At 63.0% G+C, this 13852-nt stretch carries 12 protein-coding genes; 4 read left to right on the top strand and 8 right to left on the bottom strand.

The features are described 5' to 3' along the window. Positions 1–13: 13 nt before the first annotated feature. From BLS13_RS01220 to BLS13_RS01190, 7 genes are all read right to left on the bottom strand, one after another. A complete protein-coding gene (locus BLS13_RS01220) occupies positions 14–874 on the bottom strand; it encodes an AraC family transcriptional regulator (RefSeq protein WP_093449124.1) in 861 nt (286 codons plus the stop codon). A 112-nt stretch (positions 875–986) separates the two neighbouring features. Further along, the gene (locus tag BLS13_RS01215; protein ID WP_093449122.1) at positions 987–2459 is read right to left on the bottom strand and encodes a tetratricopeptide repeat-containing protein; all 1473 of its coding nucleotides are present in this window, start codon (positions 2457–2459) and stop codon (positions 987–989) included. A gap of 52 nt (positions 2460–2511) precedes the next feature. Further along, positions 2512–2994, bottom strand: a complete 483-nt coding sequence (locus tag BLS13_RS01210) for a nucleotide synthetase (RefSeq protein ID WP_093449119.1) — start codon at positions 2992–2994, stop codon at positions 2512–2514. Next, the gene (locus BLS13_RS01205) at positions 2994–4628 is read right to left on the bottom strand and encodes a toll/interleukin-1 receptor domain-containing protein (protein WP_093449116.1); all 1635 of its coding nucleotides are present in this window, start codon (positions 4626–4628) and stop codon (positions 2994–2996) included. Before BLS13_RS01205 ends, BLS13_RS01210 begins: the two co-directional genes overlap by 1 nt. 154 nt (positions 4629–4782) lie before the next feature. Then, a complete protein-coding gene (locus BLS13_RS01200) occupies positions 4783–6174 on the bottom strand; it encodes a DUF6895 family protein (protein WP_093449114.1) in 1392 nt (463 codons plus the stop codon). A gap of 19 nt (positions 6175–6193) precedes the next feature. Continuing rightward, the gene (locus tag BLS13_RS01195) at positions 6194–6466 is read right to left on the bottom strand and encodes a hypothetical protein (protein WP_093449111.1); all 273 of its coding nucleotides are present in this window, start codon (positions 6464–6466) and stop codon (positions 6194–6196) included. Positions 6467–6489: 23 nt separating this feature from the next. Next, on the bottom strand, positions 6490–6732 hold the full coding sequence (locus tag BLS13_RS01190; protein ID WP_093449109.1) for a hypothetical protein: 243 nt from the start codon (positions 6730–6732) through the stop codon (positions 6490–6492). A 333-nt stretch (positions 6733–7065) separates the two neighbouring features. Between BLS13_RS01190 and htpG the strand changes: the two genes are divergently transcribed. Next, positions 7066–8952 (top strand): molecular chaperone HtpG, encoded by a 1887-nt coding sequence (gene htpG / locus BLS13_RS01180; RefSeq protein WP_093449103.1) that lies wholly within the window; start codon positions 7066–7068, stop codon positions 8950–8952. Between the two features lie 40 nt (positions 8953–8992). On the opposite strand, the gene BLS13_RS01175 is transcribed toward htpG, so the two are convergent. Further along, complete coding sequence (locus tag BLS13_RS01175) at positions 8993–9829, bottom strand: SurA N-terminal domain-containing protein (RefSeq protein WP_093449101.1); 837 nt, start codon at positions 9827–9829, stop codon at positions 8993–8995. A gap of 391 nt (positions 9830–10220) precedes the next feature. Between BLS13_RS01175 and BLS13_RS01170 the strand changes: the two genes are divergently transcribed. From BLS13_RS01170 to BLS13_RS01160, 3 genes are all read left to right on the top strand, one after another. Further along, complete coding sequence (locus tag BLS13_RS01170; protein ID WP_256325648.1) at positions 10221–11069, top strand: PEP-CTERM sorting domain-containing protein; 849 nt, start codon at positions 10221–10223, stop codon at positions 11067–11069. A 148-nt stretch (positions 11070–11217) separates the two neighbouring features. Next, on the top strand, positions 11218–13251 hold the full coding sequence (locus tag BLS13_RS01165; RefSeq protein ID WP_093449098.1) for a M13 family metallopeptidase: 2034 nt from the start codon (positions 11218–11220) through the stop codon (positions 13249–13251). Further along, positions 13251–13847 (top strand): DUF3574 domain-containing protein, encoded by a 597-nt coding sequence (locus BLS13_RS01160; RefSeq protein WP_093449096.1) that lies wholly within the window; start codon positions 13251–13253, stop codon positions 13845–13847. Before BLS13_RS01165 ends, BLS13_RS01160 begins: the two co-directional genes overlap by 1 nt. Positions 13848–13852: the final 5 nt, after the last annotated feature.

Genomic DNA, 13852 nt, shown 5'->3' with positions numbered 1-13852 from the left:
GTTCCCTTTCAGCTCAACGCCGTTGCAATCGATAACTTAATGGAGAAATCCCCATCTGATCGCGAAAAACTCGCCGGAACTGCGAAGCCCCCGCGAAGCCCACCACCAACGCGATAGCCTCGATCGATAGATCGCTGGTGGTCAGAAGGTTGGCGGCGCGGGCGATGCGGCGCCTTTGGACGAAACCATGAGGATTCTCGCCCGTCGTCGCCTTGAACGCGCGGGAAAAATGGAATCGGCTAAGCCCGGCAACGGCAGCCATGTCGGACAATCCGATCGGCTTATGCAGTTGCGCTTCCACGAATTCTGTCACCGCCGTGACTTGTCGATCCGACAGCCGCCCCTGCGCGTCCGCCATGACGCCGAAAATCTCTAGCGAAGCGAGAAGGCACAGGCTTTCGGCATGCAGTTCATCAATTTCGGGTTCGCGAATCACCGCCTCGAGCTTTTTCAGCGTATCGCGAAGCGGTGCATTCCGCGCATAAGCGAACGGCCCAGGCTCGGCTCGCATATAACGAGCGCCCAGATCCTCGCGAATCACTTCGGGATCGAAGTACATCGCAACAAAGCTGTTCGACCGCTCTACCGGGTCAGACCATCCGCTAACTTCGCAACCTCTTGGTACGAAAGTGATCGTATCGCGCAGATCGAGAGTATTCCGGCGTGTCAGCCCGTCGATTTTCAGCTCCCCGTCGCGGAGTGCAATGTCATGAAGTGCAAGATAATGGCTGTCGCCGAGATTTCGGAATTCAAAGGGCGCGTCGCTAGTGAAGTCGACATACTCCGCTGAAAAGCCCCTCCAGTCGCGCGGCAACCGGGCCAAAGGCGGCGTCGGCGACGTAAACGCCAGCTCAAGGGAAATCCGCGACGGCATGGCACTTCGATAGCACTATTTTTGCGGCAACAGAACATTATTTGCTAAATTATCAGAGCTGCAGACTGGATCGGTTAAAGAATGAGAAGTCTTCCCCGGAGCCCCCGTCACCCTATGACGACGCGATGATACTCAGCGCGATGTCGCCCTGTGGCGTAGCGATGTGCCCGAAATTCTCACAGCGCAGGTCCGGCGCCTCGAGCGTCAGCGCGAGCGCGGTCGAGCGGGAGACAGAGATACTGCCCGGATGGACGGCGCCGGCGATATGCACCGCCTGTTCGGCGCGATCGCGCATCGGCATATCGGGATTGAACGCCATATAGGCGATGCCCAGCGGCATGTTCGTATCGCGACCGCTGGCCAGCGCGGCGCGCACCGCCGCGACCGGATCAGCAAAACTGGCGATCGTGTGGGATCCGAGCCGATCGACGCGCGCACCGGCCGCGGCGAGTTCAGCGGCGACGGCATGGCCGTAAGGGACAGCGACCAGTGCCTCGCGCGTGAAAGCAGGCAGCGCTCCAACTGCGCGGCGCGAGTCCCGATCGAGTGGGACGGCATGGATCGCCAGCCCCTGCCGCGTCCAGGCATCGTCGAGTCCGCGCCCCCTGAGCCGAGCACCATCGCCGATCCTCAGCGCCGACGCGCTGCTTTCCAGCACATGCGCGTGACGGATCGCCAGCCCCATCGCCATTTCGTCGCCCATGAAGATGCCCGCTTCGGACACCCGATCGAGATCACCGATCTCCTCGACAGTGCCGGCGGCGGCTAGCACCGCATCGAATCGCCCCTCCCATGCCGCGCCGAACTGCCCGACAGAATCCCGGCGGAACGCGCTGGTCAGCGATGGGAGGACGATGTGCAGATCGACGCCGCGGTCGAGCAGGATTTCGGCCACCATGATGTCGGCGCCAGCCGCAAGCGCCCCGAATGCAAAACCGGGCTTCACCGCGTCGATGGCGGCACCGATCCGCGCCGATGCCTCGCCAGCATCGGGCGCAACATGGATGATCCCGCTGAAATGGAGGCTGGACGGCGGTTGATAGGTGCGCAGCCAGTCCGTCGGCTCGCCCAGCTTCTCCAGAATCAGCCGGAAATGGCGCAAAGTCGAGGCATGGTCCTCCCACGCCTGCGGCGCACGCCGAACCGCCTCGGCCAAAGCGCCACGCGCATCGACGATCCTGCCCAGCAGCAACCAGGCTTCGGCGCGCGTGGCGCCGAGCCAGTAAGGCGTCTCGGCCTGGTATCCGCCGCTTTCCAGCATCGCCAACACACGGTGGGCAAGAGTCTCCGCCCGCGGGCGATCGTCGCTCAACAAAGCAATCGTCGCCGCGTTGATCAACGGATAGGTGGCCGGCGTGATCGTGGCTGAATCGAGATAGGCATCGCCCGCCGCCCGTAACAGCGCCGATCGCTCGCCCGCCGGAGCCTTGAGCGCGCGATCCTTTATCAAGCGTCCCTTGAGGCTGAGGATGTTGGCGTTTCGCCGTTCGCCTTCGAAGCCGCCGTCGGCGAACAGCTGCCATGCACGCTCGGTATCGCCCGAGCGCGCGTGACGCCTGATCGCCGCGAGCATCGCGTTGTTCACAGTATCATCCGTCCTGCCCTATCTCTCATGCAGCCCACTTTGCCAGCCACGCTCAGTCCCGGGGCGGCGGCGGATTCGTGATGTCAGGATCGATCGTCAGGCCGATCCAGCGCGGCGCCTTGGAGCCGCCTTGCAACAGATCCACATTGATGTTGAACGGGTGTTTCGTACCGACTTTTCCGCCCTTGTTGAAACAGGCGACGAACTTGACGCTCCTGTAGCGGTCGAGTTCCTTATCATAGTCGCCATATTCGAGACCTCCGTACAAATGGCCGAGGTCGTCATCCTTCATCGTGATACCGTCATGCTCTTTCGAAAAGAAGATCTGGTCACCGCGGAGCACGATTTTGACGTCGCTATGCTCCTTAATAGCGATATAATCTTTTCCGGTTTCCATATCCTCCATCACGAGAATGATGTCTCTGCCATCAGCCGTCAGGGTGACGCTGAAGTTCACTATCGCGTTCCGCGGCTCCACACCCGTCGGCGCCGCCAAAGACAAGGGATATTGTGCCATCTTCCTGTGCGTCATCATCAATTCTCCTTGCTAAGACCACGAAAGCTATCCGCGATACGTTGGCGCCAATGGCGCCAGTCCTGATTTTGTGGATCGGTGGCAATCAACAATGCATTCGCGTCGCGAGCTTCTCGAGCCGGCTGCCAGGCCGCCTGCTTGTCGCCAAGGTCGACGTACAACATCGCGATGGAATAACGGGACAGCATCCAGCTTTGCCGATAGCCGGCATTGATCGGGTCCGAGCGCAGCAGATCATCTACGATCCGCGCCTGCTCCTGCCGCTCGGCCAGCGCCTCGCGCATCCGGCCCGACGCGCGCAGCGCATCGGCCATCCACGCATGACGATTGGCCAGATCGTTGCGCACCTCCGCATCGGCGGGCCTGGCGGCAGCGACCTTCTTCATTGCCGACAGCGCGCCGCGACAGGCGCCAAGCACCTGTGCCATATTCGCCTTGCTGGAAAGTTCGAGCGAACACATATTGCCCTGCGCATAGCCATATTCGCGCAACGCCCGCACATCGTGCGGATCGATCGCGACGAGCCGGCGCGCCAGATCGAGATAGGCTTGAAAATGCGGGCGTGCCGCATCGTATCGACCGCGCTGATAATCGACATAGCCCAGGAAGAATTCGCTCTGCGCATGCGTGAAGATACGCTGCGCATCGTTCGGTTTTTCGGCCAGCAGCGCACGGGTCGTCCGGTGCGCCTCGCGATATTCATTCAGCGCCATATCGACAGCGCCCCGCCGCTGATCGTCCGCGCCCATCGCCTGTAATACACGGGCACGCCGTTCGAGCGAGCTGCTCGGCAGCCGGCCCAGATCGCCCTGCGCGCCATAATAAGCCAGCGCGCGCTCGTTGACCGATCCCAATATGTCGAGCCTGCCCACCCCCTGCAGCCGTGATCGCAAATCGGTGAGCATGAATTCGATCAGTCCTTCGGCCTGCTGGCGCTGGCGCTCCGCTTCGTTGCGCGCTTCGAGCGCAACGATCAGGAGCATCGCCAATATTAGCGTCGAAACGATCATTCCGAGCGTGATGGCCATCACACGCCGCAACTGTCTTTGCGCGTCGCGCTGGACGATCTCATCGAGCGCGACGCCGCTCAATCCTGCAACCAGCTTCAGCCGCGCGAGCTTGCCGTCGCCGCCTTTCCGAAAATCGGCTGCCACCGGTTCGCGCTTTCGTTCGGCCTCGCCATCATCGATCAGCGCCGCCGGAAACGCGTCTTCCGGGGCACCGCGCAGCAACGCCGCCAGCACCGGCCGATCGGGATGAGTCGCCCGAAAATGGCTGATCTCTTCTCCCACCCAGCGCGAACGCGCGGCATCGGGCGAACACAAGACGATCAGGCTGGCGGATTCGGCGAGCGCGGCCTTCACCGCATCGTCGAGGCTGCTCGACGCCGGCAATTCGTTACGATCGCGGAAGATCGGCGACAGCCGTCGCGGCACGGTCCCCTCCTCCGTGATCTGGCCGACAAGCCGCGCGGGAATGCGATAGGTTTCCAGCCAGCGATGGAGCCGGCGCGCCACCGTCTCATCGACATGGCTGTAGCTGATGAAAGCGCGATATCGCGCCGGCGGCCCCACGTCCGCCGCGGGATCGCCACCCTCCCCGAAATCGGTCGCGAGCTTCGCTGCACGCCCCATAGCCAGGCCCCCCTGGAGCAGCCTCGCCGCACCGGCGGGCGGGCTGCTCAGCCGGCCTCTCTGTGACGGATGTCTGGTGGCGCGTGCAAGCGGAGAATGACGGCCGGGCAGGCCTTTCACCATATCGTCTCCTAATCCACCCGCCAGCCCGCTCTCAATGCACGCACTCCCGCATCGGCACGGCCCCGCTCGCGGCAAGCTCCGTTCGAATATGGATCGCGGATCGCGCCAGCAGTTCGGCCAGCGCACTCGTCACAATGGCCGCCGCCGGGCTCGCGCGATTTTGATCAATCAGAAATTGCGCGCCGATCGCACCGTCCGCCACCTGCTGGCGGATCAGAAAGGTCACAGCATCGATAAACAGCCCCGATGCCGGCAGCCCGTCCGCAATCCACCGGTCCATCGATCGCGCCAACGCGGCCAGATCATAGCTGCGCACCGCCGATATGAGGTCCGCCGCGGCGACGATGTCGGCGTGGTGCGCGTTGGCTTCCAGCACACCGCGCCAGAATGGCGGCGCGGCTTGCGGCGATGGATCGGCGCCATCGGCCATCGACCCGGGCTTGCCGCGGCAATAAGGCGCCGCCCGTTCGGCCGCGCGTTCCGCATCCTGCGCCACCACCAGAGCATAGGCCCAATCCGCGTGGGACCTGTGGATGTTGCGCGACGGGAAGCGCACTTCGGTCGCACACAGCAATCCGAGCACATACATCGTATGATAGACGTGCGCCGCCTCATGCGCGGCGCGGGCATCGCCTTCGAGCGGCTCCACGTCCGCGGCCCGATAGCTGGGGCTGGGCAGAAAACCGATCCTGTCCCACGCAGCCCGGATCAGTGCCCAGGCAGCGTCGGTCGCGGGGCTCTGCGGCAGCCGCAGCATCCGTGCCATCATCAGCAGCTCACCCAGCAGGTCGAGATCCTCGGCCCCGATCTGCCACGCGATCGCGTCGTCGATCATCGCGATGACCGCATCGACCATCCAGCGGGGTGCCGCAACCTGGCCCAGATCGGTGGCGTAAGCGACCCAATGGGTCACCGCGTAGAGATCGCCACGATCCATCTCCAGCACATTGAGCGGTCGCGAAAAGATGGTGTCGCCGGTAAAGCGCCGCATGTCGGGCGGCGTCCCCTCGTCGAGCGCCCGCAACCATTCGCGTTCGGCCAGCCGGAAGCCCTGCACCTCGGCCTCACCCGCGCCAGCACCGTCGCACAACAAGCCTTCGAGCACCGGATCGCAATATCCGAGCTTTGCGAGCACGAGGTGCGGCAGCAGGATCGCATGCCGGTTCCTCCGGGACCGCATCAGCAGCGCCCGCGATCGGACCGAATGGACATGCGGAATCAGCGAGGCGGTCAAACTCGCGATATGGGGCCACAGCACGTCGGCGGGCACACGTGCCGCGGCGAGCAACAGCAACGCCGATTCCCCGATCAGTTTGTCGACATGGCCGCTGGTGCGATCCGCGGGCCAATGCGGCGAGAGCGCGGGGAGCCGATCGAGGAGATGGGCCGCATCCCGAAGGACGCGGCCCAAAGTTTCGATCATCCACTCTCGCGACGGATGATTAGAGCCCACCGGCGACACGGCCCGCGGCTTCCGCGATCCCCGCCTTCTGGGTCATCTCGTTAATCCCGCCGACGAGGCCGCCGACATGGATGAACACGAAATTCTCGTGGATCAGGATCGCCGGGCCTTCATCCGAAACCGGACCGCCGACCGACATGCCGCCCATGCCGGCCGGATGGACCAGCGAACGCAGCGAGGCATCGAGGTTGAGGAATTTGGCGTCGGAAAGCGCGGTCAGCGTCTTGGACGCCTGAACAGGAGTCGTTGGCATTGGAATTCTCCTTCCCTTAATGTTCAGCGGATGCCGGCGGCGTGGCCGGCAACGGCCCCGACCTGTTCGTTGATGCCGGCCTGCTGGCCGACCTTCGTGACGAACACGTAGCGCGGGCCAATGATGATGTCGGTCGGCAGCGAATTCGGGCTGGCCGAGCCAAGCACCGCAGGCTGAACAAGCGAGCGGATCGACGTATCGAGATTGACGACGCCTTGCTCGTGCAGATTGGCCATCAATTCATGGACATTTGACGGTAACGGCATGCTACTTACTCCTTACGCTTTACATGAACATATCCTGCGAACAATTCATCACCACCCATATTGAACCATTTCGGATACAATAGCTGGGCATTGGCGAATATGATCGAACATCGACTAGGCTCTTATTGTCACCACCTCTCCCGATGTCGATCCTGTTCTAGGCCCGATCGGACGCGATATCCGTGATCGCGCTCACGCCGAGCGATTTTTGAGAAGCGGGGCCTGGCTTGCTCAAAAGAACCCGTGCCGTCGACCGGTGCTTGCCCCTTGAAATAAAATTCGCTGCCCGCCATCTCCGCGGCAAGTTTCAACCCGGAGAGACCTTTCAAGCCCATGACAACCATCACCGAAGCTGCCCCCGAGACCCACGCGTTCGAAGCCGATGTCGCCAAGCTGCTCCACATGATGGTGCATTCGGTTTATTCGGACAAAAATGTCTTCCTGCGCGAACTGATCTCCAACGCCGCTGATGCATGCGAGAAGCTGCGTTATGAGGCGATCGCCGATCCGGCCCTGCTCGGCGACGATCCGCAGCCGCGGATCTCGCTGATCCTCGATCCCGACAATCGCAAACTGACGATCGAGGACAATGGTATCGGCATGACCACCGCCGACATGTCCGAGGCGCTCGGCACGATCGCGCGCTCGGGCACCAAGGCGTTCATGGACCGGATCGCCGCGAACAAGGAAGGCGAAGGCACGCAGTTGATCGGCCAGTTCGGCGTCGGCTTCTATTCGGCGTTCATGGTCGCCGAAAAGGTCGATGTCGTCTCGCGCCGCGCCGGATCGGACGAAGCCGCGATGTGGTCGTCGGACGGACTCGGCACCTATACGATCGCACCGGTCGAGGTCGCCGAAGCGCCGCCGCGCGGCACCCGCGTCGTCCTCCACCTGATGGAGGATGCGAAGGATTTCGCCGAGCGCTTCAAGGTCGAGCGGATTGTCAAGGCGCAGTCGGGCCACGTCCCCGTGCCGATCTCCATCCTTGAAAAGCCCGATGCCGAACCCGCCGAGATCGCCGATGGCGCCGCCCTCTGGACCAAGTCCAAGTCCGAGGTCAGCGAGGACGAATATACCGATTTCTATCGCAGCGTCGCCGGTCAGTTCGACAAGCCTGCGATCACGCTCCATTACCGTGCCGAGGGCCGGCAGGAATATTCGGTGCTCGCCTTCGTGCCCGGATCAAAGCCGTTCGACCTGTTCGATCCCGATCGCAAGGGCCGTATGAAGCTCTACGTCCGCCGAGTCTTCATCACCGATGAAGCCGACATCCTGCCCCGCTACCTTCGCTTCGTGCGCGGGCTGGTCGACTCGGCCGATCTGCCGCTCAACATGTCGCGCGAGATGATTCAGGAAAGCCCGATTCTGTCGGCGATCCAGAAGGGCGTCACCAACCGCGTCCTTTCCGAACTCGAAAAGCTCTCCGGCAACGATGTCGAAGCCTATACCGCGATTTGGGAAAATTTCGGGCCGGTCATCAAGGAAGGCCTGTACGAGGATTATGAGCGCCGCGAGAGCCTGCTGGGCCTCGCCCGTTTCCGGAGCACGGCCGGCGACGGCTGGCGCTCACTGAAAGACTATGTCGCGGGGATGAAGGAGAACCAGACGGCGATCTATTATGCCGTCGGCACCGATCTCGACCGGCTGAAAGCCTCGCCGCAGATCGAAGGCTATCGCGCCCGCGGCATCGAAGTGCTGCTGCTCGCCGATCAGGTCGACAGTTTCTGGGTCACCGCCGGCGTCGATCATGACGGCAAGCCGTTCAAATCGGTCACGCAGGGCGCCGCCGACCTCAGCCTGATCCCGCTCGCCGAGGGTGATGCGACGCCGTCAGTCGAAGCCAGCGAGCAGGTCACCAGCTTTATCGCCTTCGCCAAGGAGATTCTGGGCGAAGCGGTGTCCGACGTTCGTGCTTCCGACCGGCTGACCGAAAGCGCGGTCTGCCTGGTCGCCCCCGATCGCGGCATGGACCGCCAGCTCGAAAAGATCCTGGCGGCCGCCGGCCAGGCGCCGATGGCGGCGAAGCCCGTGCTCGAAGTCAATCCGCGCCACGGCCTGATCGTCAAACTCGCCGCGCTGGGCGAGGACGAAAAGACCTTCCGCGAAGATGCGGCGCATCTGCTGCTCGACGAAGCGCAGATTGCCGACGGCGAACACCCGCTCGATCCGCGCGCTTTCTCGGCACGATTGGGGCGACTGATCGAGCGGGCGCTGACGTAAAGCGTTTCCCCGAGCCGGAGCCCGAACTCGGGGAAACGTTTTAGCGCCGGGCAACCGGCGCTGGCGCCAGTTCAGGGTCTCGATAATCAATTTTGGCTTTTTCGCGGACGCTTTGGATCTGTGCCTGGCTTTCATGCAGCAAAGCGGCGGCGCGGACTGCGCGCGCCGCGGCAAGGTGCACGGCGGCCGGCGGTGTGGCAATTGGCTGGCGCGCGGTAATCACACCAACCGCGAGTTGATTGCCCTGCGGCAACAGGATCGGTTCGCCCGGCGGCGCAGCCTCAATCTGCGCGGCCAGATCGGGCGCCGTCGGACCGGTGTCGATCGCGCCCTCGCCGCGCGTGAAGGCGACGCCGATCGATTGCAGCGCCGCCGCCGCCGCGTCAAGCGAGTGCGTATCCTTGAGCACGTCGAGCTTGCGCCGGTCCTTGGGCGGATCGAACAGGATCTGATCGAACTTCAACTGCTCGCGCCTGCCGAACTGAAATGGGTGGCTGTCGATATATTGCTGGATGTCGCGCTCGTCCGGCAACGGCACCGTCACCGCAACATTATGACCGATCATCCCGGCGAGCAGATTCTCTTCACCGCGCCGAACCTCGCTTACATATTCGGGGGTCTTGTCGATCCCCATCTTATGCGCCTTCTGCACCATGAGCTCGCGATCGATCACCTGCTGCAACAGGATCCGCCGCAGTTGCTTGCGATCGACGTTGTCGGGGAGCTGAAGGCCGTCGAGCTCGGCATTCAGATCCTGGAACGAGATCTCATGCCCATTGACGATAGCGATCACCTGACCCTTGGGCTCATTATGGCAGCCCGACAGAAGCAGAGCGCAGATCACCGCGCCACCCCGAAAGCTTACTTTACCCCGCACTTCAAACCCTCTTGCTAATGATCTCCCCCGCCGGAGGAGCAGCCCCGCAATACCGATAGCGATTTTCGCGGCGGCGATCACGGCGTATTATCCGCTTGCTGCTTTGCGGCGACGATGGAGCAGATCCAGCAAACCTGTTGTCGGCAGATTTTACAATTTGCATTTCTTGGCAATCAAGGAGCACGATTAAACAATTGAAATATACAAATAATTTATAATGGCGCGAATATTGCTTAATATTCCGTAGACGGAACATATTCGGAAATGTGGCATGCTGTACGGTTGCTTTGCTTCGCGGAAATCCCGGCCTCTGCCGGTGGGTCGGACCGACAAACCTATCGCCCGGCGCAATCGTTTCGGCTATGCGTGGCATATATTCGGGGGGCAGAGAATGACGTCGATTCTTTCGGGCATGCATGATGTGAAGGCTCGTCGCGCCAGCGGCACGCTGAAAGCCGCCTTGCTGGGGATCGCGACGCTCATCGGCCTGGCTGCCACCGCACCGGCATTGGCGACCATCGATCCGGCGCACCAGTTCATCACCAATGGCGATTTCGAGCTTACCACCAACGGCATTGGCCAGCTCAACTACAATACCAATGCGGTGGGGTGGACCAATGCGAACGAGGCCGGCGGCGCCCCCGGCTACAACTTCATCTTCTCGGGCGCGACCGCGACGAGCACCGGCGCGAATGGCGATAGCGGCAACGTGACCTTGTGGGGGCCCGGCAGCGGCGTCAACAACGGGTTCGTCGCCAGCCCCACGGGCGGCAACTTCATAGGTGCCGACGGCGCCTATCAGGTGGCCCGGATCAGTCAGCAGATTTCCGGGCTCATCGTCGGCCAAAGCTATTCGCTGACCTTCAACTGGGCTGGCGCGCAGCAGAAGAATTTCGATGGCGCGACGACTGAATCGTGGAAGTTCGGCCTGACCGACGAAGGCCTGAGCAGTCAGACCGCTATCCTCAATGATGCCAGCCACGGTTTTACCGGCTGGCAGACCCAGACCTATAATTTCGTCGCCTCGAAAGCCAGCGACACGCTCTACTTCCTCGCCGCCGGCACACCGAGCGGGCAGCCGCCCTTCTCGCTGCTCGACAGCGTCTCGCTCACCGGCGCATTCGTGTCGGCCGCGCCGGAAGCGTCGACGTGGGAAATGCTGATCCTGGGCTTCGGCATCGTCGGCTTCAGCCTGCGCAAGCGCCGCCGCTCCGCGGTAGCCGCACTGCAGATCGCCTGATCTCATTACACCTGCGGGGGTGGCTAACGCCCGCCAAGGCTCCGGCCTTGGCGGGCGTTAGCTTGTTTCGGCAGACGCTCATTTTAGCGGATGCATCAGGCGCGCTTTGCTGCTCTAATTCGGCAACTCGCCTGATACGGAGCCGTTCATGCGCCCGAGCCGCACGCTTGCCCTCCTGCTGATCACCGCCGCAACCTGCATCGCGACGGCCGCCGCCCAGCCCCCCGCCAAACCCAAATATGGCCCTTGGGGCGTCGACTATGCGACGATGGACACATCGATAAAGCCGGGCGACGATTTCTTTGGCTTTGCCGAAGGCACCTGGCTCAAAACCTATCCGATCCCCGCCGACAAATCCTCGGCCGGCTATAATAGCGAGCTGCCCGATCTTTCCGAGCGCGAGGTGCGCGGGCTCGTCGAGGCGGCGGCGAAACAGCCGCACAACGATCCGATGGTCCAGCAAATCGTCGATTTCTACACCGCCTGGATGGACGAGGCCGGCATCGAGGCGCGCGGCACCAAGCCGCTGCAGCCCTGGCTCGCGCGGATCGCATCGGTCTCGACGCGCGCCCAACTCAACAATCTGATGGCGGAACCCGGCTACGCCAGCCCGATCGATATCGGCGTCGCGCCCGACGACAAGGATCCGTCCCATTATACGATCAACGCCGGCCAGGCCCGGCTCGGCCTGCCGACCCGCGATTATTATCTGCTGCCCGGCGCAAAATATGAGACGATTCGCAAGCAATATCGCGACTATATCGTCCGGATCCTGACGCTCGCGGGCATCGGCGATGCGCCCGCGAAGGCCGATCGCATCGTCGCGCTGGAGACGAAGCTCTCGCAGGACCAGTGGACACCCGAGCGCCGCCGCGATCCGCAGGCGACCTACAACCCGATGAGCCGCGCCGAACTCACCAGGCTCGCCCCCGAATTCGATTGGCCCGCGACGCTCGACCATGCCGGGCTCGGCGCGATGCCGACGGTGGTCGTGCGCGAAACCACCGCCGTCGCCGCTGCGGGCAAGAGGGTGGGCGATACCCCGATCGACACGTGGAAGGACTGGATCACCTTCCGCTTCGTCAGCGATCACGCGCAGTTCCTGCCAAAGGCATTCGACGACGCGCGCTTCGACTTTTACAGCCACAAGATGCGCGACGTGCCGCAGCAATCCGATCGCTGGAAACGCGGCATCCGCCTGATCAACGGCAGCCTCGGCGAGGCGGTGGGGCAGCTCTACGTCAAGGATCACTGGACGCCCGAGACCGACAAGCTCGCCAGCGAACTGATCGAGGATCTGCGCGCTGCCTATGCCGACAAGATCAACCATGCCGCCTGGATGGACGCGCCGACCCGCAAGGAAGCGCTCGCCAAGCTCGCCTCATTCGATCCGCGCATCGGCCACCCGAAGACATATATCGATTATTCCGCGATGATCGTCGACCGCGCCGATCCGCTGGCCAATGCGATGAATGCCGGCATCTTCGAATGGAAGCTCGATCTGTCGCGGATGACGAAGCCGGTCGATCGCGACCTGTGGTACATGACCCCGCAGGAAGTGAATGCCTATTACGACCCGACGATGAACCAGGTCACCTTCCCCGCCGCGATCCTGCAACCGCCCTTCTTCGACGCCGCCGCCGATCCGGCGGTCAATTACGGTGAGACGGGGGCTACGATCGGCCATGAAATGGGCCATGGCTTCGACGACGAAGGCCGCCAATATGACGCACAAGGGCGCCTGCGTGACTGGTGGACCAAACAATCGGCCGATCTCTACACCGCGCACGCGCAGAATCTGATCAAGCAGTTCGACGCTTATGAGCCGATCCCCGGTGTCCACATCAAGGGCCAGCTTACGCTCGGCGAAAATCTGGGCGACCTCGGCGGGCTCGAGGCGGCCTATGCCGCCTATCGTCGCTATGTGTCGCGCCATGGCGAGCCCCCGGTGATCGACGGCTATACGGGGGATCAGCGCTTCTTCCTCGCTTATGCGCAATCCTGGCAGGGCAAGCAGCGCGAGGGCGCGTTGCGCGCGCAACTCCTCTCCAACCCGCACAGCCCCGATGCCTATCGGGTGAACGGCATCGTGCGGAATATCGACGCCTGGTATGCGGCGTTCGGGGTGAAGCCGGGAGACAAGCTCTATCTGGCGCCGGCCGATCGGGTGCATGTGTGGTGATGCACACCCCAGAGCTCGTGCATGGCATGCCCTGCTGCCCAACCGTCATTCCCGCGAAAGCGGGAACCCACGGTTATGGGCGCTCCAACCTCATCGTGCCGCCGTCCATGGGTCCCCGCTTCCGCGGGGATGACGGTTTTTTTGGGGCGCTCCGCATCCGACATGTCTTTTTGAGCCTGATCGCTCTCACCCTCGCCCTCCCCGCCCACGCCGCCACCCGCTGCGCACCGGGCGAGAGCAAGCGCTCCGTCGCCGAACTCTTCATGGGCCTGAGCCGCCACCATAGCGACCCGCCGGTGACCGAGGAACAGTTCACCGACTTCCTCGACCGCGAGGTCAGCAGCCGCTTCCCCGACGGCATGACCCTGTACGACGCGCAGGGCCGCTGGCTGACCCAAGGCCATGTGATCCACGAACCGAGCAAGGTGATCCTGATCGTCCTGCCGGGGCGAGCCGACGACCGCAAACGCCTGTCGGACATCGCGGCGGCGTATAACAGCCGCTTCGATCAGGAGGCAGTGCTGATCACCGTTGGGGAGACGTGTGCGCTGTTCGAGAGCCGGCGGGGGAAGGTGGGCGGGGCCGACGTACGCTGACGGGT

It is taken from the genome of Sphingomonas sp. YR710, from assembly GCF_900101455.1.
GTDB lineage: Bacteria > Pseudomonadota > Alphaproteobacteria > Sphingomonadales > Sphingomonadaceae > Rhizorhabdus.
Note: the sequence above shows the minus strand (reverse complement) of the source record. Positions and strands in the feature narration are given on the sequence as shown.

Coding starts and splice junctions, on each gene's coding strand:
- BLS13_RS01205 (WP_093449116.1), bottom strand. CDS start 4,628: ATGGGGCGTGCAGCGAAGCTCGCGACCGATTTCGGGGAGGGTGGCGAT.
- BLS13_RS01165 (WP_093449098.1), top strand. CDS start 11,218: ATGCGCCCGAGCCGCACGCTTGCCCTCCTGCTGATCACCGCCGCAACC.
- BLS13_RS01195 (WP_093449111.1), bottom strand. CDS start 6,466: ATGCCAACGACTCCTGTTCAGGCGTCCAAGACGCTGACCGCGCTTTCC.
- BLS13_RS01210 (WP_093449119.1), bottom strand. CDS start 2,994: ATGATGACGCACAGGAAGATGGCACAATATCCCTTGTCTTTGGCGGCG.
- BLS13_RS01170 (WP_256325648.1), top strand. CDS start 10,221: ATGACGTCGATTCTTTCGGGCATGCATGATGTGAAGGCTCGTCGCGCC.
- htpG (WP_093449103.1), top strand. CDS start 7,066: ATGACAACCATCACCGAAGCTGCCCCCGAGACCCACGCGTTCGAAGCC.
- BLS13_RS01200 (WP_093449114.1), bottom strand. CDS start 6,174: ATGATCGAAACTTTGGGCCGCGTCCTTCGGGATGCGGCCCATCTCCTC.
- BLS13_RS01190 (WP_093449109.1), bottom strand. CDS start 6,732: ATGCCGTTACCGTCAAATGTCCATGAATTGATGGCCAATCTGCACGAG.
- BLS13_RS01160 (WP_093449096.1), top strand. CDS start 13,251: ATGCACACCCCAGAGCTCGTGCATGGCATGCCCTGCTGCCCAACCGTC.
- BLS13_RS01220 (WP_093449124.1), bottom strand. CDS start 874: ATGCCGTCGCGGATTTCCCTTGAGCTGGCGTTTACGTCGCCGACGCCG.